Source organism: Bosea sp. Tri-49 (genome assembly GCF_003952665.1).
Lineage (GTDB): Bacteria > Pseudomonadota > Alphaproteobacteria > Rhizobiales > Beijerinckiaceae > Allobosea.
Window position 1 is genome coordinate 377,698 of sequence record NZ_CP017946.1, and the last position, 20,694, is coordinate 398,391.

At 65.3% G+C, this 20,694-nt stretch carries 20 protein-coding genes and 1 tRNA gene; 15 read left to right on the forward strand and 6 right to left on the reverse strand.

Going from position 1 to position 20,694, the window contains the following annotated elements; translation table 11 throughout:
- The first annotated feature begins 20 nt into the window (after positions 1 to 20).
- Positions 21 to 1,388, forward strand: a complete 1,368-nt coding sequence (locus BLM15_RS01900) for a DUF3592 domain-containing protein (RefSeq protein ID WP_126109848.1) — start codon at positions 21 to 23, stop codon at positions 1,386 to 1,388.
- Here the strand turns inward: BLM15_RS01900 and BLM15_RS01905 are convergent.
- On the reverse strand, positions 1,385 to 1,888 hold the full coding sequence (locus BLM15_RS01905; protein ID WP_126109850.1) for a hypothetical protein: 504 nt from the start codon (positions 1,886 to 1,888) through the stop codon (positions 1,385 to 1,387). The genes BLM15_RS01900 and BLM15_RS01905 overlap by 4 nt on opposite strands.
- A 245-nt stretch (positions 1,889 to 2,133) precedes the next feature.
- Between BLM15_RS01905 and BLM15_RS01910 the strand changes: the two genes are divergently transcribed.
- Positions 2,134 to 3,159, forward strand: coding sequence for an ABC transporter substrate-binding protein (locus BLM15_RS01910; RefSeq protein ID WP_126109851.1), 1,026 nt, complete (start codon positions 2,134 to 2,136; stop codon positions 3,157 to 3,159).
- A 140-nt stretch (positions 3,160 to 3,299) separates the two neighbouring features.
- On the forward strand, positions 3,300 to 3,707 hold the full coding sequence (locus BLM15_RS01915; RefSeq protein WP_164547357.1) for a nuclear transport factor 2 family protein: 408 nt from the start codon (positions 3,300 to 3,302) through the stop codon (positions 3,705 to 3,707).
- A gap of 98 nt (positions 3,708 to 3,805) precedes the next feature.
- On the opposite strand, the gene BLM15_RS01920 is transcribed toward BLM15_RS01915, so the two are convergent.
- Entirely contained in the window at positions 3,806 to 4,378 is a 573-nt protein-coding gene (locus tag BLM15_RS01920; protein WP_236846491.1) for a cupin domain-containing protein, read from the reverse strand.
- A 63-nt stretch (positions 4,379 to 4,441) separates the two neighbouring features.
- On the opposite strand from BLM15_RS01920, the gene BLM15_RS31235 reads away from it, so the two are divergent.
- The 7 genes from BLM15_RS31235 (at position 4,442) to BLM15_RS01950 (ending at position 11,130) form a co-directional block, all read left to right on the forward strand.
- Complete coding sequence (locus BLM15_RS31235) at positions 4,442 to 4,732, forward strand: hypothetical protein (RefSeq protein ID WP_164547338.1); 291 nt, start codon at positions 4,442 to 4,444, stop codon at positions 4,730 to 4,732.
- Positions 4,733 to 4,877: 145 nt separating this feature from the next.
- Entirely contained in the window at positions 4,878 to 5,291 is a 414-nt protein-coding gene (locus BLM15_RS01925) for a hypothetical protein (protein ID WP_126109857.1), read from the forward strand.
- 134 nt (positions 5,292 to 5,425) lie between these two features.
- Positions 5,426 to 6,274: a pyridoxal kinase PdxY gene (gene pdxY, locus BLM15_RS01930; RefSeq protein WP_126109859.1), complete on the forward strand. Its 849-nt coding sequence runs from the start codon at positions 5,426 to 5,428 to the stop codon at positions 6,272 to 6,274.
- Positions 6,275 to 6,279: 5 nt separating this feature from the next.
- Complete coding sequence (locus BLM15_RS01935; RefSeq protein WP_126109861.1) at positions 6,280 to 7,401, forward strand: endonuclease/exonuclease/phosphatase family protein; 1,122 nt, start codon at positions 6,280 to 6,282, stop codon at positions 7,399 to 7,401.
- Positions 7,398 to 8,297, forward strand: a complete 900-nt coding sequence (locus BLM15_RS01940) for a PhzF family phenazine biosynthesis protein (RefSeq protein WP_126109863.1) — start codon at positions 7,398 to 7,400, stop codon at positions 8,295 to 8,297. Before BLM15_RS01935 ends, BLM15_RS01940 begins: the two co-directional genes overlap by 4 nt.
- Positions 8,294 to 9,031 (forward strand): NUDIX hydrolase, encoded by a 738-nt coding sequence (locus BLM15_RS01945; RefSeq protein WP_126109865.1) that lies wholly within the window; start codon positions 8,294 to 8,296, stop codon positions 9,029 to 9,031. Before BLM15_RS01940 ends, BLM15_RS01945 begins: the two co-directional genes overlap by 4 nt.
- Before the next feature lie 23 nt (positions 9,032 to 9,054).
- Entirely contained in the window at positions 9,055 to 11,130 is a 2,076-nt protein-coding gene (locus tag BLM15_RS01950; protein WP_126109867.1) for a M3 family metallopeptidase, read from the forward strand.
- Positions 11,131 to 11,139: 9 nt separating this feature from the next.
- Here the strand turns inward: BLM15_RS01950 and BLM15_RS01955 are convergent, their stop codons facing one another.
- From BLM15_RS01955 to BLM15_RS01970, 4 genes are all read right to left on the reverse strand, one after another.
- Positions 11,140 to 11,874, reverse strand: a complete 735-nt coding sequence (locus BLM15_RS01955; RefSeq protein ID WP_126109869.1) for a YbaY family lipoprotein — start codon at positions 11,872 to 11,874, stop codon at positions 11,140 to 11,142.
- A gap of 69 nt (positions 11,875 to 11,943) precedes the next feature.
- Positions 11,944 to 12,957 carry a DUF4238 domain-containing protein gene (locus BLM15_RS01960; RefSeq protein WP_164547358.1) on the reverse strand — a complete coding sequence of 338 codons (1,014 nt, stop codon included), beginning with the start codon at positions 12,955 to 12,957 and terminating at the stop codon, positions 11,944 to 11,946.
- Positions 12,958 to 12,982: 25 nt separating this feature from the next.
- Complete coding sequence (locus tag BLM15_RS01965; RefSeq protein WP_126109873.1) at positions 12,983 to 13,324, reverse strand: hypothetical protein; 342 nt, start codon at positions 13,322 to 13,324, stop codon at positions 12,983 to 12,985.
- A gap of 82 nt (positions 13,325 to 13,406) precedes the next feature.
- Positions 13,407 to 14,048: a YoaK family protein gene (locus tag BLM15_RS01970; protein WP_126109875.1), complete on the reverse strand. Its 642-nt coding sequence runs from the start codon at positions 14,046 to 14,048 to the stop codon at positions 13,407 to 13,409.
- Between the two features lie 152 nt (positions 14,049 to 14,200).
- Here BLM15_RS01970 and BLM15_RS01975 point away from each other — a divergent pair, with 152 nt between their 5' ends.
- From BLM15_RS01975 to BLM15_RS01995, 5 genes are all read left to right on the forward strand, one after another.
- Complete coding sequence (locus BLM15_RS01975) at positions 14,201 to 14,686, forward strand: hypothetical protein (RefSeq protein ID WP_126109877.1); 486 nt, start codon at positions 14,201 to 14,203, stop codon at positions 14,684 to 14,686.
- 324 nt (positions 14,687 to 15,010) lie between these two features.
- Positions 15,011 to 16,573, forward strand: coding sequence for a 2-isopropylmalate synthase (locus BLM15_RS01980; protein ID WP_126109879.1), 1,563 nt, complete (start codon positions 15,011 to 15,013; stop codon positions 16,571 to 16,573).
- Between the two features lie 153 nt (positions 16,574 to 16,726).
- Complete coding sequence (locus tag BLM15_RS01985) at positions 16,727 to 18,943, forward strand: tetratricopeptide repeat protein (RefSeq protein WP_126109881.1); 2,217 nt, start codon at positions 16,727 to 16,729, stop codon at positions 18,941 to 18,943.
- A 146-nt stretch (positions 18,944 to 19,089) separates the two neighbouring features.
- Positions 19,090 to 20,367, forward strand: coding sequence for a solute carrier family 23 protein (locus tag BLM15_RS01990; protein ID WP_126109883.1), 1,278 nt, complete (start codon positions 19,090 to 19,092; stop codon positions 20,365 to 20,367).
- A 187-nt stretch (positions 20,368 to 20,554) separates the two neighbouring features.
- A tRNA-Lys gene (locus BLM15_RS01995) sits at positions 20,555 to 20,630 on the forward strand.
- Positions 20,631 to 20,694 lie beyond the last annotated feature (64 nt).

The window sequence follows — 20,694 nt, forward strand, 5'->3', positions numbered from 1 at the left end:
TCCATCATCGGGGGGCGATCATGGAGCTCGACGTCTGCGATCGCATCACGGCTGATCCGACGCCTGAGGACATCGCTCGCGCTATCGATCAGCGCGGCGATGATCCCGACTGGTTCATGAACCTCTCCGACGATGACGGCTATGTCGAAGCCGAGCGTGACGAGCGCGGCCGGTTCCGGCTGGCCTATCATTCGGGCAAGGCAAGGTTCGATGCCGCCGAGACGGTCGACGCCGCGGCGCTGAAGACGATCTTCCTCGCTTATCTCGACGGCAATGACAGTTGGCGCGCTAATCGGAACTGGCTGCGCAAGGCCTCGCCGGCCAAAGCCGCGGCAGCCTCGGGCGAGCCGCCGGTCTGGGCGATCGTGGCGGTCGTCGCCTCGCTCGCGCTGATCTTCGTGATCGCGGAGGTGCTGCCGGAGAGCTGGGTTGAGCGGCTGCCCTTCGCCGGGACGACCTTCGGCGGCATCCTGCTGATCGGGTTGCCGATGGTGGTGATGGTCGCTGCGATGATCATCAATGCCGTGCTCAAGGTGCGGCGTGCCAAGGGCTGGGTGCAGGCGAAGGGCCGTATCACCCTGTCGAAGATGGCAGCGCGCCGCCCGCCGGCCGGCAACGAGATCGGCACGGTCGTGAACGTCCCCGACGTCGCCTACGCCTTCAAGGTCGGCGGACAAGATTATCGCGGCACGCGCGTCAGTCTCGGTGACATCAGCGGCAAATATGCCGAGGAGGCGTTGGCGCGCTACCCGGTCGGTAAGATGGTGACCGTTTTCTACGATCCGGCCGATCCAGAGGATTGCGTGCTGGAGCGCGATGCGCCCAAGGGAGCGGTGAAAGGCTGCGGCCTCCTGCTGGTCGTCCTGGCGCTGCTAGCTGGCGGGTTCTACTGGGCGGTCACGCAGGGAGCCGAGGGTCTCAAGGCAAGCATGCCGGATGCGGATGTCCCGGTGATGTTGTTCGCCGCGCTGTTCGGCCTGGCGGCGTTGCTGTTCTTCGTCGGGCACCGGCGCTATCTGGCGCGCGCCAATGCCTGGCCGGTCACGCAGGGCGAGATCGTCTCCAGCGCCGTCGAGCAGCGCCGCTCGACGGAGAATGGCAGGACGAGCAAGACCTATCTTCCGGTTATCGAGTTCGCCTACACGGTCGCCGGCAATCGCCTGCACAGCCGGCAGGTGAAGCTCGGCCTGGAGGTATCGGGCTCGGAGAGCTTCGCGCAGACGCTTGTCGATCGCTATCCGGCCGGAGCGCCGGTCGACGTACACTATGATCCGCAGGACCCGTCGAATGCGGCTTTGGAAAGCCCGACGGAAACGAACTGGATCCTGCTCGGCGTCGCGCTCGCCTGTTTCGCCATCGCGCTCTATGCGAGCCGCGTCTTCCGTTAGCTCTCCTGGCCCGGCAGGGCCTTGAGCTTCCGCGTTAGCTCGGCGAAACGCGGCATCAGCTCCTCACGCCGTTGGACATAGCGATCGACCTCCGCCTGTCCGCTTGCGTCGCTGCCGCTCTGGTCCTGCTGTGCCGCCGCGCCTCCAAACGTCTTGTCGAGCGCATAGGCTGCGGTCCGGTCGCTGAGCCAGGCCAGTTCCTGCTGAAGCGCGGTGTATTCGGTCATGAGCCTAAAGCGCTCTTCGAACCGGATCAGTCCGGTTAGATCATCGGCGGACTTGGTCGATGGGGCGGGTTGAACGCCAGCGCTCGCCTGCGCCAGAACGGTCCGAGCCTGCTCCGACAGATCGAGGATGACGGCTTCATTCTGATCAGGCGCTGCCGATGCCGTGCCGGCAGGCGAGATGCCTCGACTGTCTGCGGCCGGCGAGCTCGATGACGGTGCGTTTTGCAGGAGCGCAAGCGCGGAAGGCGCAATCCGGGTCGCCACCGCGTCCACCATGACCGTCTCCTGTTTCGCCCGTTCTGGTCGAAGGTCCCTGTCGAGGCGTAGCCCGCAAGCAGTATGGGAGGCCGTGTTTAACGAGCCTTGAATCTTTCGCCTTGCTTCCGCGTCGATCGGCCTCGGCTTCGTGCGTTGCGCGACCTCGTGCCTGCGCTTGCCCAGCTTGCGGCAATGCGCCTATCTTCGTCGCGAAATCGCGCCTTTTACGAAGCGCGTCATCGATCAACCGGAGGAAACCTATGTTTTTCAATCGCCGCGCGGCGCTCGCTGCGCTCGCCTTCACTACGGCGCTCGGCCTTTCGCCTGCCTTCGCCCAGAACGCCGAAAAGCCCAAGCTGACGCTCGGCGTCGGTGGCAAGCAGCTGCTCTACTATCTCCCGCTGACGGTCGCGGAGAAGAAGGGCTTCTTCAAGGACCAGGGGCTCGACGTCGAGATCAATGATTTCGGCGGCGGCGCCAAGTCGCTGCAGGCGCTGGTCGGCGGCTCGGTCGACGTCGTCACCGGGGCCTATGAGCACACCATCCGGATGCAGGCCAAGGGCCAGGACATCCGCGCGGTGATCGAGCTCGGCCGATTCCCGGCGATCACGATCGCGGTGCGCAAGGACCTCGCCGACAAGGTCAAGTCGGCCGCCGACTTCAAGGGCCTCAAGATCGGCGTCACCGCGCCCGGCTCCTCGACGGCGTTGACGGCGCAATACGCCATGGTCAAAGCCGGGCTGAAGGCGAGCGATGCTGCGATCATCGGCGTCGGCGCCGGCGCCAGCGCAGTCGCGGCGATCAAGCAGAAGCAGGTCGACCTGATCTCGCATCTCGACCCCGTCACCTCGAAGCTGGAATCGGACGGCGACGTCATCTCGTTGATCGATACTCGGACCGAAGCCGGCACCAAGGCGCTGTTCGGCGGCTCTAACCCGGCGGCGGTGCTCTATCTCAAGAACGACTTCGCCGAGAAGAACCCGGTGACGACGCAGAAGCTCGTCAACGCGCTGATGAAGTCGCTGAAATGGCTGGAGACGGCCAAGCCCGAGGATGTCGCCGATCTCGTCCCGGCTGAGTACCATCTCGGTGACAAGCCGCTCTATCTGACCGCGGTGAAGAACTCGCAGGAGAGCTATTCGCGCACCGGCATCCCGACCGCCGACGCGATGAAGAGCATGTACGACTCGCTCAAGCTGCTCGACCCCGAGCTGACGAACTCGAATGTCGACCTGGGCAAGACCTTCATCGATTCGTTCGCCAAGAAGGCGGCCGCCGGGTCCTGATCCGGTTCAGCTCGCTCGTCATGCTGATGATGGCGTCGCTTCATAGCGGCGCCATTCTCTTTGGCGGGCCATTCAAAACGCGCGCTGGACTTGCAGTTCCCGCGGCGCGAGATTGTGCCCTTGACGCAAGGAGAGGCGACATGATCGAGCGTGTTGCGATCGAAACCCTCATTCGGGATGCGTATGCCGCCCGTCATCGCGGCGATCTCGATGCGCTGATGGACTATTTCCACCCGCAGTGCAGCTACCGTCTCGCGGGAGGGCCGCAGGCCGCCGAAGTCTTCGTGCAGCCGGATGGTATCGAAGCTGTTCGCGAGCAGATGGCCGGGCTCATCGCGACGTATGTCTTCAGCAATGTCGAGGAGCTGGCGATGACGGTCGACGGCGAGACGGCCACACTGCACTGGCGCGCCGACGTCGCATGCAAACCGACGGGCCGCAGCGGCTCTTTCGAGATCATGGACGTCTTTACCGTCTCTGACGGCAAGCTGAAGAGCGTGACGCAATTCACCGACACCGCCGGCGTGGCGCGGCTGAGCAGCATCTGAGGCGAGGCTGATCAGGCCCCGCCATCGCTCGTGTTGCGGGCGATGGCGGTACGCGTCAGTCGCCGGGCTGTGGGCTTCCCCCAGAACGGATCCGCCTTTCAGCCCCGCTTGCCGCCGACCGAGATGAAGGCCATCAGGCAGGGCTCCGGCAGCGGGTTGCGCCAGCGATGCCGGGTGCCGTTCTGCACGATGCAGTCGCCCTGGCGCAGATGGACGGTTTGTCCGTCGTCCAGCTCGAGCGTCATCTCGCCGCGAACCACGACGCCGTAGTCGATGGTGTCCGAAGTGTGCATGCCCGGTGCGCTGAGGTCGAAATGGTCGCCCATGCGCGGGACCTTCTCCGACATTTCCTCCAGCGCGCTCTTGAAAGTGACGCCGGCCGGCGGCTTCCAGCCCTCGGGCCGCCGCGGCGGATAGGAGATCAGGCGGAACATCGTGCCGCCGGGGCCGGGAAAGGCGACCGTGCCTTTCAGCATCGGATCGGGTTCCAGGCCGGTCAGCTGCGGCACGCCCTCGGTCATGTAGAGTTCGTAGAAAGTCAGCCCCGGGTTGGAGTCGATCTCCACCACCTTGGACGTGACGTCGAACGACTTGAACACCGACTTGCCGGCTGCATCGCGGCCGGTCAGCGCCCGCTTCGGCGGGGGCAGCTCGCTCGAATCCTTGGCCACGGCCGGTGGCGATATCGAGGCTAAGGCACCACCGCCGACCATGGCGGAAAGCGCCTGGAGTAGATGACGCCGATCGCTACCTTCGGCTTGCTCTATATCGTTGGAGGCTTTGTTCTTGTTTCGCGATCGCCGGAACCAAGAGAATTTGCTCATTTGTTTCCCCCCATTGATTTATTTCTTGCTATTGCTTTATTTTATCACTCTCTGTTAAATTTCGTTGAGGAAGTGCCTCGTGATGTTTGTTGTGGTAAGGAATTCAATTCTGCACAAGTAGACCTTAGACGCAGTGACGCCTCAGGTAGGCGCTCGGATTCTGGTGTGCGCCTGCGGGAAGAGCGGAGCGGGCCGTATTGAGTCGACGCAGTCATGTATTCGCCTGGTAGTTGGCTCGATTTTGCTCGACTAAAGTTCAATTGTTTTGTGTTCGAAACCGGACGGATATTGTGGCGGCTTCTGCTGGCGGCATGTTCCGGCAGCCAACGACAAGAGCGCCCGTACGATGCCGAATCCCGCCGCCTTGTTCGCTGTCGTCATCCTGATCCTTCCGATGGGCTATCTCCTGCTGGCTGCGCCGGGCTTTCTGTTCGTGAAGCTCGACATTCTGCCCGTCGCCCGTCTGTTGCGCATGATGTTCGGGGCCTATTTCCAGGTGCTGACCATCACCGCCATCGTCGGAACGCTGGTTTTCGCCGTGACGGGTCGATGGACCTTCGTCATCGGCGTTGCCGTTCTGGCGTCCACGCTCATGGCGCGCCGCTGGTTCCTGCAGCGAATGGACGCCCAGATCGACGCCTGGCCGGCCGATGTCGGCAGCCGGCTGCGCCGGCTGCATTACGGCGGCATGCTGTGCAACGCGATCCAGCTTGCCGTCGTCATCGTCAGCGCTCCCTACATCATGGGCACGGCGGCCTGAGGCGGCTTGCCGAGCGGGGCTACGACAGGTCCCCGCGCACCGCACTGATCGCTCCCATCACGGCTTTCGATTGGCGCGGGCCGCACCAGCCGCTAGGTTCGCCGCGTCGTGTCGTCGAAGGCTGGCCTACCCACATGAACATCCTCTCGATCCAGTCCCATGTCGCATATGGCCATGTCGGCAATGCCTCGGCCGTGTTCCCGATGCAGCGGCTCGGTGTCGAGGTCTGGCCGATCCATACCGTGCAGTTCTCGAACCACACCGGCTACGGCGCCTGGAAGGGGCAGGTCTTCGATGGCGCCACGATCGATGAGTTGATGGCGGGCATCGGCGAGCGCGGCGTGCTCGGCAGATGCGATGGCGTGCTCTCCGGCTATATGGGCTCCGCCGATATCGGCCACGCCATCCTCTCGGCCGTAGCGAAGGTGCGCGAAGCCAACCCGAAGACGATGTATTGCTGCGATCCGGTGATCGGCGATGTCGGCCGCGGCGTGTTCGTGCGGCCGGGTATTCCGGAGTTCATGCGTGAGCAGGCGGTGCCGGCCGCCGATATCGTCACGCCGAACCAGTTCGAGCTGGAATTGCTTACCGATGTCGAGGTCAGGACGCTGGCCGATGCGCATCGCGCCGTAGAGGCGCTGCGCGATGCCGGGCCCAAGGTCGTGCTCGTGACGTCGCTGATCACCAACGAGACGCCGGCGGATTCGATCGACCTGATGGCGGCGGACGTGCAGGGCATCTATCGCGTGCGCACGCCGAAGATCGACATCAACATCAACGGTGCAGGCGATGCGATCGCGGCGCTGTTCTTCGTGCACTATCTGCGCGACGGCTCGGCTGCGAGTGCGCTCGGCAAGGCGGCATCCTCGATCTACGGCCTGCTGAAGCGGACCAAGGAGGCCGGCTCGCGCGAGATCCTGACGGTCGCGGCGCAGGACGAGTTCGTGACGCCTTCGCAGCTCTTCACAGCCGAAGCGGTCTGACGCGCATGAAGCTGCGCCTCGGCACCTTCAACGTCGAGAACCTGCTGACGCGCCATCGTTTCGAGCCCGGCGGACGCACCGAGACGGCGGCGGCGATGTCGCTGTTTCATTTCCCGCGCGCCGATGAGCGCGATGCGGTCGAGCGCTCGCTTGCGGTCGCGCTCGAGGACGACAAGCGCCAGATGACGGCGCTCGCTATCGCCGAGGCCAATGCCGACATCTGGATGCTGCAGGAGGTCGACTCGCTGGCGAGCCTGCAGGCCTTCTTCGCCAATTACGTCCACCGTATCGCCGACCATCGCTACGGCCATTTCACGCTGCTCGACGGCAATGACCGGCGCAATATCGATATCGGCTTCGCGGCACGGCGCGATCTGGTGAAGCCGCCGCAGGTCACGGTGCGCTCCTATAAGGGCATGAGCTTCGCCGACGCTGAGGCGTTCTCGCCCGAGGTTGCGGCCTTCGGCATCGAGCCGCGCGACAAGGTCTTCGCCCGTGACTGCCTTGCGGTCGAGCTCGATCTCGGCGACTGCCGGCTGACCCTGTTTGGCTGCCATCTCAAATCGATGAACAATGGCCGCGACGATGGCAGGCAGGCGACCCTGCCGATCCGCCGGGCCGAGGCGCTGGCGGTCAGGAAGATCATCAAGGACTGGTTCGGGCCGGGCTGGCGCGAGGCGAACTGGGCGATCCTCGGCGATCTCAACGGCTACCGCATCGGGCTCGGCCCGCTGGCGGCGCCGGTCGATGAGGGCGACAGCGGCATCGAGCCGCTGCTCGAGGATTTTGCCGTCGATCCGATGGAGGCGTTGCCGCCGCATGAGCGCTGGACGCATTTCCGGCGCTACTGGTCAGAGGAGCGCCAAGCGCTGGTCGACAGCCATATGCCGCTCGACCATATCCTGCTCTCGCCGGCGCTCGCCGCGGCAAATCCGAACCCGACGATGCAGATGATCCGGCGCGGGCTGCCCTACCGTGTCCCGCTCGATCCGCGCGAGGCCGATCGCTCCATGGCCAAGCTCGCTTTGACCAGCGACCGCTATCCGCGCGTCGGCTGGGACCGGCCGAAAGCCTCCGACCATTGCCCACTGACGATCGAGCTCTCGATCCCGAAGGAGACCGCATGAGCCGCCGCTTCGTCACGCTCGACGTGTTCACGACCAGGCCGCATGCCGGCAACCCGCTCGCCGTCGTGCTCGACAGCGAGGGGCTCGATACCGCGGCGATGCAGACCATCGCCCGCGAGTTCAACCTGTCGGAAACAGTCTTCGTCGCGCCACCGGCCGACCCGGCCCATCGCGCCGCGGTCCGCATCTTCACGCCCGGGCAGGAACTGCCCTTCGCTGGGCATCCGACCGTCGGCACCGCTGTGCTGCTGGCGCTGCGCGATGCGGCGGAGGGGCGGGCGGCGGACAGTCTCGTCCTGGAAGAGAAGGTCGGGCTGGTGCCTTGCGTCGTCGCGCTCGGCAATGCGCGCAGCGCCCGCGCCACCTTCACCCTGCCGAAGCTGCCGGAGACGATCGCGCAGCCGATTGACGATGCCGCGCTGGCTGAGGCGCTCGGGCTTGAACTGGCCGATCTCGGCTTCGACGCGCATCGGCCGAGCGCCTTCTCGGCCGGCGTCGCCTATACGACGGTGCCGGTCGCCAGTCGCGAGGCGGTAGCAAAGGCGCGTGTCGCCGGAACGTTCGAGCGGGCGATGGCGGCGGCCCAGAACGGCAATGCCTTCGTCTATTGCCGCGACACGGAGGAGGCCGGGCATCACTATCATGCCCGGATGTTCTGGCCGGAGAGCGGGATCAGCGAGGATCCGGCGACCGGCTCGGCCGTCGCTGCCTTCGCCGGCGCGATCATGGCGTTCGACCAGCCGGGCGATGGCGTGCACCGCCTCGTCATCGAGCAGGGCTACGAGATGGGACGACCCTCGCAGATCGAACTGACGCTGACGGTTGCAGGCGGCGCACTGGCCTCGGCGACGATCGGCGGCGGAGCCGTGGTGATGAGCGAGGGCGTGCTGCTGTGAGCGGCAATGGCGTCGTCGACGGCGAGATCGTCGCGCTCGATCGCGTCGAGGCGCGAGTCGAGGTGTTCGACTGGGCCTTTGCCCGCGAGCGCGCTGACGAGATCGCGACGCATTGGGACAAGCTCACGGTCGGCAAGCCGGCGATGTTCAACGGCCGGGTCATGCTGCAGCATCGCGCCGCGATCGAGGACGGCGTGTTCCATGCCGGTTATTTCGAGGCCGACTACGCGGCCTTCCTGAGCTGGCGCGATTTCGGCGTTCAGAGTTCCTTGCCGCAGCCGACGATCCGCAACGGCTTCGCCATGGCTGCGCTACGGTCGAATGATGGAGCTTTCCTACTCGGCCGCATGGGCGATCACACCGCTAATCCGGGGAAGGTGTATTTCGCGGCCGGCACGCCGGACAAGGAGGACGCCCGCCCGGATGGCTCGCTCGACCTCGCCGGTAGCGTCACCCGCGAACTCTGCGAGGAGACTGGGCTCACGCTCGACGAGATCTCAGTCGAAGAGCGCTGGACGGCGGTGATCGTGCCCGGCCGCGTCGCCTTCATGCGACCGGTGGCAGTTTCCTGGAGCGCCGAGGAGGCCCGCGCGCTCATGCTGGAGCGGATCGAAACGCAGGCGGAGCCGGAATTGTCCGACATCGTGATCGTCCGCAATCTCGCCGATTGTGCGGCTTACGACATGCCGCCCTTCATGACGTCCTATCTTGTCCATATCTTCGGGCGGGATTGACCCTTTACCGATCGAGGTTGCCGATGGCCGACGCGTCCGAAGCTCTTGCCCTGCCTGCCGGCAACCCGTTCGGGCGTGCCTGGGAGACGCCGTTCGGCCTGCCGCCGTTCGCCGAGATCACACCCGAGCATATCCGTGAGGCCTATCCGGCCGCGCTGGAGAAGCACCGGGCCGAGATCGAGGCGATCAAGACCGAAGCTGCGGCGCCCGACTTCACAAACACGATTGAGGCGCTGGAGCGCTCGGCCCGCGGCATGAGCCGGCTCGGCGGCGTGTTCTACAATCTCGCCGGGGCCGACACCAACGAAGCGCTGCAGGCGATCGAGCGCGAGATGTCGCCGGTGATGTCGCGGCACTGGTCGGCGATCATGATGGATCACGAGCTCTTTGCTCGGGTCGATGCGGTGTTCGCGCAGCGCGAGGGCCTGGGGCTGAACGAAGAGCAATCGCGCCTGCTGGAGCGGACGCATCGCGGTTTCATCCGCTCGGGCGCCAAGCTCGAAGGCGAGGCCAAGGCCAGGCTCGCCGCCATCAACGAGCGGCTGGCGGGCCTCGGCACTAGCTTTGGCCAGAACCTGCTCAAGGACGAGGCGAGCTATGCGCTGATCATCGAGGACGAGGCCGATCTCGACGGCCTGCCGTCCTTCGTCATCGCGGCGATGGCCCGCGCCGCCGCCGACCGCGGCCAGGACGGCAAGCATGCGGTGACGCTGGCGCGCTCGATCATCGAGCCCTTCCTGACCTTTTCGACAAGGCGCGACTTGCGCGAGCAGGCCTTCACCGCCTGGAGCAAGCGCGGCGAGAATGGCGGCGAGACCGACAACCGCGCCATCGTCGCCGAGATGGTGAGCCTGCGGGCCGAGAAGGCGAAGCTGCTGGGCTTTGCCACCTTCGCCCATTTCAAGCTCGACGACTCCATGGCGAAGACGCCGGAGAACGTCCGCAACCTGCTCGAACTGGTCTGGAAGCCCGCCCGCGCCCGCGCTGGGCAGGAGGCGGCCGATCTCGCCGCGCTTGCCCAGAGCGAGGGCGAGAACGCTCCGATCCGCCCGTCCGACTGGCGCTACTACGCCGAGAAGGTCCGGCAGAAGACCTATGCCCTCGATGAAGCCGTGCTGAAGCCCTATCTCCAGCTCGACAGGATCATCGCCGCCGCCTTCGACACCGCTGGCAAGCTGTTTGGGCTGTCTTTCGCCGAGCGGCCGGAGCTCAAGGGCTACCATCCGGATGTGCGCGTCTTCGAGGTGACCGAGACCGCGAGCGGCCGGCATATCGGCCTCTTCCTCGGCGACTATTTCGCCCGCGCCTCGAAGCGCTCGGGCGCCTGGATGAGCGCCTATCGCGGCCAGCGCAATTTCGACGGCGAGGTCCGGCCGATCATCGTCAATGTCTGCAATTTCGCCAAGCCCGCGGAGGGCAAGCCGGCGCTGCTCTCGATCGACGATGCCCGCACGCTCTTCCACGAATTCGGCCATGCCCTGCACGGCCTGCTCTCGGATGTGCATTACGGCTCGCTCGCCGGCACCTCGGTCTCGCGCGATTTCGTCGAACTGCCCTCGCAGCTCTACGAGCACTGGTTCCTGACGAGAGAGGTAATGCAGCGCTTCTGCCTGCATGCCGAGACCGGGGAACCGATCCCGGATGCGCTGATCGAGAAGATCAAGCGGGCGCAGACCTTCAACCAGGGCTTCGCCACGGTGGAATACACCTCCTCGGCGCTGGTCGATCTCGCCTTCCACTCGCTGGAGGCCCCGGCCGAGGTCGATCCGCTCGCCTTCGAGGCGAAGGAGCTTGCCCGGATCGGGATGCCCAGCGAGATCACCATGCGCCACCGCACGCCGCATTTCTCGCATGTGTTCTCGGGCGACGGATATTCGGCCGGCTATTACAGCTATCTCTGGTCGGAGGTGATGGACGCCGACGCCTTCAACGCCTTCATCGAGGCGGGCGATGTCTTCGCCGCCGAGGTCGCAGGCAAGCTCAAGCGCTACATCTATTCGGCCGGCGACACGCGCGATCCGGCCGAAGCCTATACGCTGTTCCGGGGACGCCTGCCGACGCCGGATGCGCTGCTGGAGAAGCGGGGGCTGGCGGCGTAGCCGCCGCCTCTACTCCCGCGTCAGCACGACCAGACGCGCGCCGCGCCCGCTCAGAAGAAAGAGCGCGCCGCGCTCGATGCGCCAGCTCCGCGTCGCCTCCAGTGACTCGCGGAAATGCCGCTCGACTTGCATGCGCGGCTCGGGGCAGGCCATCATCGTGCCGACCAGCGGTCCGAAGCGGATCGCCTTGTCGCGGATGGTCGCCTGGCCGCCCATGCCGTTGCAGCCGCTATGGGCGGAGACACGCCCGTCCGACTCGATCTTCAGCGTAGCGCGGATGCCGGCCGGCAGCGGCCGGCCACGCAGGCTTTCGACGCGCCAGGAACCCGTGGGGCCGCCGACCTCTGCCGGCGGCGCGACGCGCTGGACGACGATCTCGCCGCTCGCCTCCGGCACGAGGGCGGCGTGGTGTTCCGTCGTGGTGAACCAGAGCTGGCCACGGACCCTGATCTCGGCGCGCAGGGCGTAGCGGTGGCCGGGCCGGACGACGGCGTCGTTGAAGCGCAGCCGATAGGCGATCGGCACCGGCCGGCGCGGGACGATCCGCGTGCGGGCGATGGTGCGGGACGGAGCGTCGGCCAACGAGATGTCGAGCAGGCTCACCTCGACGATGGCGCCGGGAGGCAGCGCGATGCGTTCTCGGTAGACGACCGTGCCCGAGAGCGTGCGTGGCGCGGCGAGCGCCGGCAGCGGCAGCGCGGCCAATGCGAGGGGCGCGGCGGCGAAGATGCGACGGGTGATCATGATGGAACTCTACCATGAACTCTGGCGACGATTAGACGCTGTTCTGCCTGGCCATGTTTTGCGTTTACCTCAGCTATCATCAGTCCCAGATTGTGAGTTGCGCCATTTGGCTTTTTCGCGGCGCGACCCAAACACGGTTTCTATTCTTGGGAGAGTGCCGTTAAAGACAAAATTGTCCTCCTTGAAGAAAGAAATCGGGCAAACTGCGGAGTAGTTTTTTACCAGATCCTCGACTGTTTTCGTTTTTGAGAATACAAATCGATATGCAAATTGAGCAATAGTTCTGTTGTTTCGATTGACTGAATTTTTCTCTATCATATCGGAATGGCGAAGATGCATTCCTGATCGCAGGACAGGAGTTTTTCTAGATCCAATTATAGCAATTTTAGGCGTTATCGGAAAAATTATATTCAAATACTTTTGAATTGGTGGATTTGGATACGGAACAATTTTATCATTCATTCTGTTTGAGCCATAATAACAAACTGGATTGTCGCTGGTTATAAAATCAATGTCTGTTTTATTATGAACAATCTCGAGTCCAGCAATCTCATATAATTCAGCGAATTCCTTCATTAATTGCGGAATTGCATGTATGGAGCGATGTGGGTCTATCGAGATTTGAACATTATCTAGAATATCTTCAAATCCCTCTGGCGGCTCTGGTATCTGCTTCAATCGCTTTAGTTCTTCGAAACGCTTTTGAACTAATGCGGCAAGCCAAAGCTCAATCCCATCTCTTGCTGCAGGGACGCGGGCCCTTTGCAGCGCTACGAACTGAAAAAACTCTTCAACTCTTCCCTCTGCGGATTTTCCTTGAGAAAAGCTGTCTACAATTGGAGGCCAGTGAGTTTCGAGTTCCGAGAAGAAATCTTCAAGCCTATTATTGTCTTGGCGGCCCCCTTCGATCGGCTGCGAATAATAGTATCGTTCGAATCCGATTGCGTTTGGTTTGAGATATAGTGGCTGGTTTGGTGTATCTTTTTTGTATGCAAATACCTTTCCTTTATTATCAGTAAATCTTTCCAAATATGCAATTGGTATATAGTGGTGCTTCTTTTTCTGTTTGATATCTTGTGTCATGTTTCTCGGTAGTTTTGTCTTGTTGTCACGGATAGCCGAACTTCGTCCGTGTCGCGCGGATCTGGGAAATCGCTCCGCCATCATTGCCGGCGGCGCAGCTCTTGCGCGCGGTGTCGATCTCGGCGCTGACGCGGGTGTGGACGCCCTTGGTGGTGTGGCCAGTCGAGAGATCGTTGTCCATCACCGCCTGGAAGCGATCGACCTCGCCGGCGCAGCCCGTGCCGGTCGGCATGCGGAAGGTGTTCGGCGTGACCCCGGTCGGTGCCTGCTCGGGCGAGGGCGCCGGCGGCGGTCCGCCCGACGGCGTCTGGCAGGCGGCTAGCAGCAGCACGGTGAGAGCCGGTACGAGGATCGATGTGGTGCGCATGGGCAAGGCTCCGGCGGGTAGGGACGGAACCATGGTCGATTCCGTCTTCAAGGCAAAGTCTCCTCGCAGAAGGAAGGGCCGCTCAGTCCTCAATGGGCATGAAGAGGGCGACGACGGTGAAGCAGCCTGCCGCCGCGACCGTTAGCCAGATCGCGTGCAAGCCGATCTGGCGATATGCGAAGGCTCCGAGGATCGCGCCAACGAGCAGGCTGAGCCACAGCGTGAGATGGCGCAGGAAGGCGAGCTTCGGTCCGCCTAGCAGGGCGCCGGCGAGGCGCTGCCCCATCTTGACCAAGGTGCCGGTCATGTAGGTCAGACCGATCGTGACCTCGCCGTCGCGCTGGAAGACGGCGTTCTCGGCGCCCATCGCCAGAGCGAGGATGCCCGCGGCGGCGATGCTAAATCCGATCGTGTCGAGCCCGGCCGACAGGGCCAGTGCCAAGGTCACGAAGGCGAGCACCGCGGCCTGACGTCGTCGCCTGCCGACATGGCCGGCGAGCGAGCCGCAGACCACGCCGAAAACGAAGAGGGCGACGATCATGCCCGCCAGCAGGATGCCGCCCATGCGGCCCTCCGCCAGCTCGATGCCGAGGCGGGTGGTGTTGCCGGTCATGAACGAGACGAAGAAGCCGCCGAGGCTGAGGAAACCGAGGGCATCGACGAAGCCGGCCAGCCCCGAGAGGCCGATGGCAAGCCCGATGGCGGGGCGGTCGTAGCGCAGCATCGATACGGCACTCCGGTTATGCGGACCGGCCCAATGCGTCATCGTCGGCCGAATCACGTCATCAGATTAATCCACGCACCTCATCCGTCATTCCCGCGCGCCGGAGCTTTGCGCACTTACTCCCGTCACAATTCGACGGAACGCTGGCCGACATGACCCTGCTGCACACCACCGAGCTCGAAATCTTCGCCGACTACTTCCAGTTCTATCTCCAGGACGAGGCGGTCAACGAGGATTGGGGAGCTTTCTGGACGGACGAGACGGTGGAGCGGATGCTCGCCGTCGGCGAATGCTCGGTCGGCATCGCCACTGCCAGGAACATGAATGTCCCGGTCGTGGTCTCGGTGCATGACGCGGCGCCGGAGCCCGATTTCGACGAATGGGAGCTGGTCAATGAATGCTCCTTCCGCGTGCGCTCGGGGCAGGTGATGGTGATCGGCTGCACAGAGGGCAGTCCCCAGGAGCGTGCGCGCTTTTCGCTCGCTCCTGGACCCTATCGGGTGCGGGTCTCCTATGTCGGTCTCGACAGCCTGAGCGAGGACGGGCTGGAGGGGGACGACTTCTATCGACTGCAGGTCTGGCCAGCGCCGCTCGCCGTCACCAGGACGCTGAAGGAGCGGGCAAGCGCTGCGGGCTGACTCTGCGCACGAACATTCAAGACCTCCGAGGCTTGCCTTCCTAGGCTGCGATCCGGTAGACAGCTTCCGTCGACGAGAGGATCGTTCGTGGCCGCATTCGCCACCCATGCCGAGAGCCAGAACCGCGCCGCTGCGCGGACGGCCGGCATGTGCGCTCCTTTGCGCGCTCCCTCGCTCCTTGGTCAGCTGCTTCTTCTTACCAGCCCCTGAGGGCCGGCCGGGCACGTGTGCCTGGGCGCTCAGGGGATGACGGGAACCAAGCCCTAGACCCTTCGCGCCTGCCTGAATCGATGCGCGGCGCGTCCTGACCCAAGGACCAAGACCATGAGCAATGCAGGCAATACCGTGTCCGCCAAGGACCGGGTTCTGATCTTCGACACCACCCTGCGTGACGGCGAGCAATGCCCCGGCGCGACCATGACCTTCGAGGAGAAGCTCGAGGTCGCCGACATGCTGGATGCGATGGGCGTCGACATCATCGAGGCCGGCTTCCCGATCGCCTCGGACGGTGATTTCGAGGCGGTCTCGGCCATCGCCAGCCGGATCAGGCGCGCGAGCGTCGCCGGCCTCGCCCGCGCGATTCCCGCCGACATCGCCCGCGCCGGCGAGGCGGTGCGTCATGCGGCGAAGCCCCGCATCCACACCTTTGTCTCGACCTCGCCGATCCATCTACAGCACCAGATGCGCAAGACCGAGGACGAGGTGCTGGAGATCATCGCCAGGACGGTGACGCAGGCGCGCAATCTGGTCGACGATGTCGAATGGTCGGGCATGGATGCGACCCGCACGCCGATCGACTATCTCTGCCGCGCGGTCGAGACTGCGATCAAGGCCGGTGCGACCACGATCAACCTGCCCGACACCGTCGGCTACGCCACGCCGGACGAGTACCGCGCCATGTTCAGGGTGGTACGCGAGCGCGTGCCGAATGCCGACAAGGCGATCTTCTCGGCGCATTGCCACAATGATCTCGGCCTCGCCGTCGCCAACTCTCTGGCGGCGGTCGAGGGCGGGGCGCGCCAGGTCGAGTGCACCATCAACGGCATCGGCGAGCGCGCCGGCAATGCGGCGCTCGAGGAGATCGTGATGGCGCTGCGGGTGCGCGGCGATCGGCTGCCCTACGACACCGGCATCGATGCGACCTATCTGATGCGCGCCTCGAAGGCAGTCTCCTGCGCCTGCTCCTTCCCGGTGCAGTACAACAAGGCGATCGTCGGCCGGAACGCCTTCGCCCACGAGAGCGGCATCCACCAGGACGGCATGCTGAAGCACCAGCAGACCTACGAGATCATGACCCCTGCCTCGGTCGGCGTGACCAAGACCTCGCTGGTGATGGGCAAGCATTCCGGCCGCGCCGCCTTCCGCTCGAAGCTGAAGGAGATGGGCTACGAGCTGGGCGACAACCAGCTGGAGGACGCCTTCACCCGCTTCAAGGCGCTGGCTGACCGCAAGAAGCATGTCTACGACGAGGATATCGAGGCGCTGGTCGACGAGAACCTCGCCACCGCCCATGACCGGGTGAAACTGGTCTCGCTGACGGTGATCGCCGGCACGCGCGGCCCGCAGCGCGCCATGCTGAAGCTCGATATCGATGGCCGGGTCGCGGCCGAGGAGGCCGAGGGCAACGGGCCGATCGACGCCGTGTTCAACGCGGTCAAGGCGCTGGTCCCGCATGAGGCGGTGCTCGAGCTCTACGACGTCCATGCTGTCACCGAGGGTACCGATGCCCAGGCCGAGGTCACCGTCCGCCTCTCGCATGACGGCGCGGCGGTGACCGGTCGCGGGGCCGATCCCGATACGCTGGTCTCCTCCTGCAAGGCCTATCTGGCGGCGCTCAACAAGCTGGTCGTCCGCGGCAGCCGCATGCACGCGCAGGCGGCAGAGTAAACTTCCAGACTTGGCTTCTCGATGAGCCGTTGTGCCGTGCTGTGACCAGCGCGGCACACCGGCTCATTTTTTGCTTGGGCGAGGGAACAAAGTCTGGATTCGTAAAACGGGTGTCGCTCTCATGTGCGTGGGGATCACCGCGAGACATTCTCGATGAAGTTGCTGCGCCTATTGCCGATGGGCGTGCTGGCAGTGCTGAGCGCGCAGCCCGTCGCAGCCTATGCGCCCGCCTCCGTGCCGGAGCAGGCAGAGCGCGCGCAGGAACGCGTCCGTCTCTGCATGGGCGCGATCGAGGCCGGGGGCAGGGAGCGGCGCGCCGCCTGCGATGAGGCCCTGAGCAGCGAATTCAACCGCACCGTCCGTGCCGATCTCCTCGCCAGCCGCGGCTGGTTGTCCGAAGCCGAGAACGCTCTCAACGACGCCCTGCGCGATTTCGATGCGGCGCTCAAGGCGGTGCCGAATCACCTGGCCGCCTTGCGGGGCCGGGCACATACCCTGTCCGAACTCGGCCGGCATGCCGAGGCCGCGACGCTGATCGAGCGGGCGATGGTCCTCGGCGGGCGCGCGACGCTGCTGGCTGACCGCGCCTTGCTGCGCGAGCGCGCCGGCAACGTCGCCGGAGCCCGCGCAGATCTCGATGGCGCCATTGCGCTCGATCCGTCGAATAGTTGGGCGCGCGGCGCGCGGGGGCGGTTCCTGCAGGTCGAAAGCGAGCACGAAGCGGCCCTGGTTGATTTCGACGCTGCGCTCGCGCTCGAACCGGAGGTCACCTCCTATCACTACCGCCGCGGCCTCTCGCTCGCTGCGCTGGCGCGGCCTCGCGAGGCGATCGCCGCCTTCGACGGCGCCCTGCGGCTGGAGCCGGCCGTCGCCCAGGTCTGGCTCGAGCGTGGGCGCGCCTTCGAGGCGCTAGGCCATGAAGGCCCCGCGCTTGCCAGCTACGAGCGGGCACTGCGTCTCGATGCGCGCCATGAGGCGTCGCTGTCACGGCGCGCCTTTCTCCTGCAGCGCACAGGCCGGCTCGAGGAGGCGATAGCCGCCTATGACCGGCTGCTCGCAGTCCAGCCAGCCACCGCCTTCGGGTTGAACAATCGCGCTGGCCTGCTCGCTGGGCTTGGTCGGCGCGAGGAGGCGCTGCGCGATCTCGACCGCGCCGTCGCGCTCGTTCCTGGCGACGGCAACGCGCTGCGCAACCGCGCGCAGCTCCTGCTGCAGCTCGGCCGTAATGATCAGGCACTGCGCGATCTCGATCGGGCCGGTCCCGGCCATGACGCCGGAGCCTGGCAGGGCATGCGCGGCGATGCGCTGCTCGCGCTCGGCCGGCCGCTACCGGCGCTGGACGCCTATCGCGCGGCACTCGCGCTGAGACCGCAGGATCGCGCCACATTGTTCGGCTTCGGGCTGGCGCAGGAGGTCCGGGGCGACCGGAGCGCGGCAGCCGCGGCCTATGGCGCTCTGCTCGCGGTCGATCCGGAGCATGAAGGGGCGCTTGAGCGTCGGGAAGAGCTGCTGCCGGCGCTCGGTCGCTCGATCGAGGTCTGGCCGTCGCGGCTCGCTGGACTGCTGCGGGGCGTGAGCGGCGCCTATGGGCGGGAGCGCGAGGCGGTGCAAGGCCTCTATCGCGCGCTGCGGCCGCAGCCGCAGCCAGCTCTTGTCTCGCCAGCCCCGCCGAACCCGCTCGCGGCGCTCGACGCGGCGCTCGCTCTCGACGCCTTCGATGTTCCGCGCCTGATCCGCCGGGCCCAGTTCAGTATTGGCCAGTCGCAGCGGGAGGCGCAGGCGCGGGCCGATCTCGCCGTTGCCCTGCTGCTCGAGCCGGAGAATCCGGCGGCTCTAGTGCAGCGCGCCCGGCTGAGTTTCCGGGACGGTGCCTATGCCGCGGCCCAGGCCGATGCCGAAGCGGCGCTGCGCAGCGAGCCGCGCTCCGTCGAGGCGCTGTTCCAGCGGGCGAGGGCGCTGACAGTGCGCGGCCAGCTGAGCGCTGCGCTGAAGGCCTATGACGATGTCGTTGCGGTCGCGCCTGCCAATGCTGCTGCCCTGCTCAATCGTGCGCTGCTGCTGCAGCATGCCCGCGAATACGATCGTGCGCTGGCCGACCTCGACGCTGCCGTCGCGGCCAATCGGGCCGATCCCGATGGCTGGGTGGCGCGCGCCGCGTTGCGGACGGCACTCGGCCAGAACGAAGCGGCGATCGCCGATTTCGACCGGGCGCTCTCGCTCGATGCCCGCCTCGGCCAGGCCTGGTATGGCCGCGCCATCGCGCATCAGCGCCGCGGCGACGCGGCCGAAGCGGCGGCCGACTTCGCTAAGGCAAAGGCGCTCGATGCGCGGGCCGAGGAGCGCTACCGCGCCTTCGGTATGGCGCCCTGACGGACGGGTTTCTCCGCGGGTAGCTTATCAAGCGTAGATTTGCGCTGTTTGCGGTGGACGGCGCGCGCTGTTCGCTTGGCGCAGGCCCGATTCTTGCCACTATTCGCTTCCGATGCGCATGCGCGCGGTGGCTGGGAGCGGGGACGATGGCTGGCTATTTTCCGAACTGGACGCTGAAGACCTCGGGCGAGGTGATGCCGGATGAACGCCTGCCGACCGGGCAGACGATCATCGCCGGCTTGCAGCATGTCGTCGCCATGTTCGGCGCGACCGTGCTGGCGCCGATCCTGATGGGCTTCGACCCGAATGTCGCGATCCTCTTCTCCGGCATCGCGACGCTGCTGTTCTTCGTCATCACGGGCGGGCGGCTGCCGAGCTATCTCGGCTCCTCCTTCGCCTTCATCGGCGTCGTCATCGCTGCGACCGGCTATGCCGGCACCGGCCCGAACGCCAACCTGCCGGTCGCGCTCGGCGGCATCATCGCCTGCGGCGCGGTCTATGCCGTGATTGGCCTCATCGTTCAGGGCGTCGGCACGCGCTGGATCGAGACGCTGCTGCCGCCGGTCGTGACCGGTGCCGTCGTCGCCGCGATCGGCCTCAACCTGACCGCGGTGGCGATGAACATGATCTCGGCCAGCCCCTACACCAAGTGGATCGCGTTGTTCACGGTCGTGGCGGTCGCTCTGATCGCGGTCTATGGCCGCGGCCTGGTGCAGCGCCTGCCGGTGCTGATCGGCGGGCTTGCCGCCTACATCCTCTATGCCGCGACGGCGACGAGCTTCGGCGCGCCGCCGGTCGATTTCGGCAAGGTCGCGGCCGCGGCCTGGTTCGGCCTGCCGAATTTCGTCTCGCCGGTGTTTGACCCGAAGGCGATCGCGCTGATCGTGCCGGTCGCGATCATCCTGGTCGCGGAGAATCTCGGACACATCAAGGGCATCTCGGTGATGACCGGGCGCAATCTCGACGGGCTGATCGGGCGCGGCTTCTTCGCCGACGGCGTCGGCACGATGATCGCGGGCTCGGGCGGCGGCACCGGCGTCACGACCTATGCCGAGAACATGGGCGTGATGGCGGTGACGCGGGTCTATTCGACGCTGGTCTTCGTCGCCGCCGGTGTGATCGCCATCCTGCTCGGCTTCTCGCCGAAGTTCGGGGCGGTGATCGGCACGATCCCGGTTGCGGTGCTGGGTGGCCTCGCTGTCGTCGTCTTCGGCCTGATCGCCGCGACCGCCGGCCGTATCTGGGTCGAAAATAAGGTCGACTTCTCCGAGCCGAAGAACCTGCTGACGGTGGCGACTGCGCTGATTCTCGGCGCCGGCGATCTCAAGCTGCCGATCTTCGGCTACGAGCTCGGCGGCATCGGCACGGCGACCTTCGCCGCGATCGCGCTTTACCATCTGCTCAACCGCCGCACCGCTGCGTGAGGGCAGGAAAAGGGCCTGCCGCACGCCTCGCGGCAGGCCTTTTCAGGGCCTTGCACACAGGCCGTCCGATGACCGCGAGACCAGTTTGCATATTTCTGTCGCAAACAGGTGGACAGGGGCAGGGGCGGTTGCTATACGCCCGCCTGCCGACGCGCTCCGTCGCCTCGGCAACGTCTTCGTGGCGTATGGGTGATTAGCTCAGTTGGTAGAGCAGCTGACTCTTAATCAGCGGGTCGTAGGTTCGAGCCCTACATCACCCACCACGGAACTCCTTGAAATCGTTGGATGCCTGGACCTGAGTGCTTGATCGCGCTCGGGGTGGCTTTC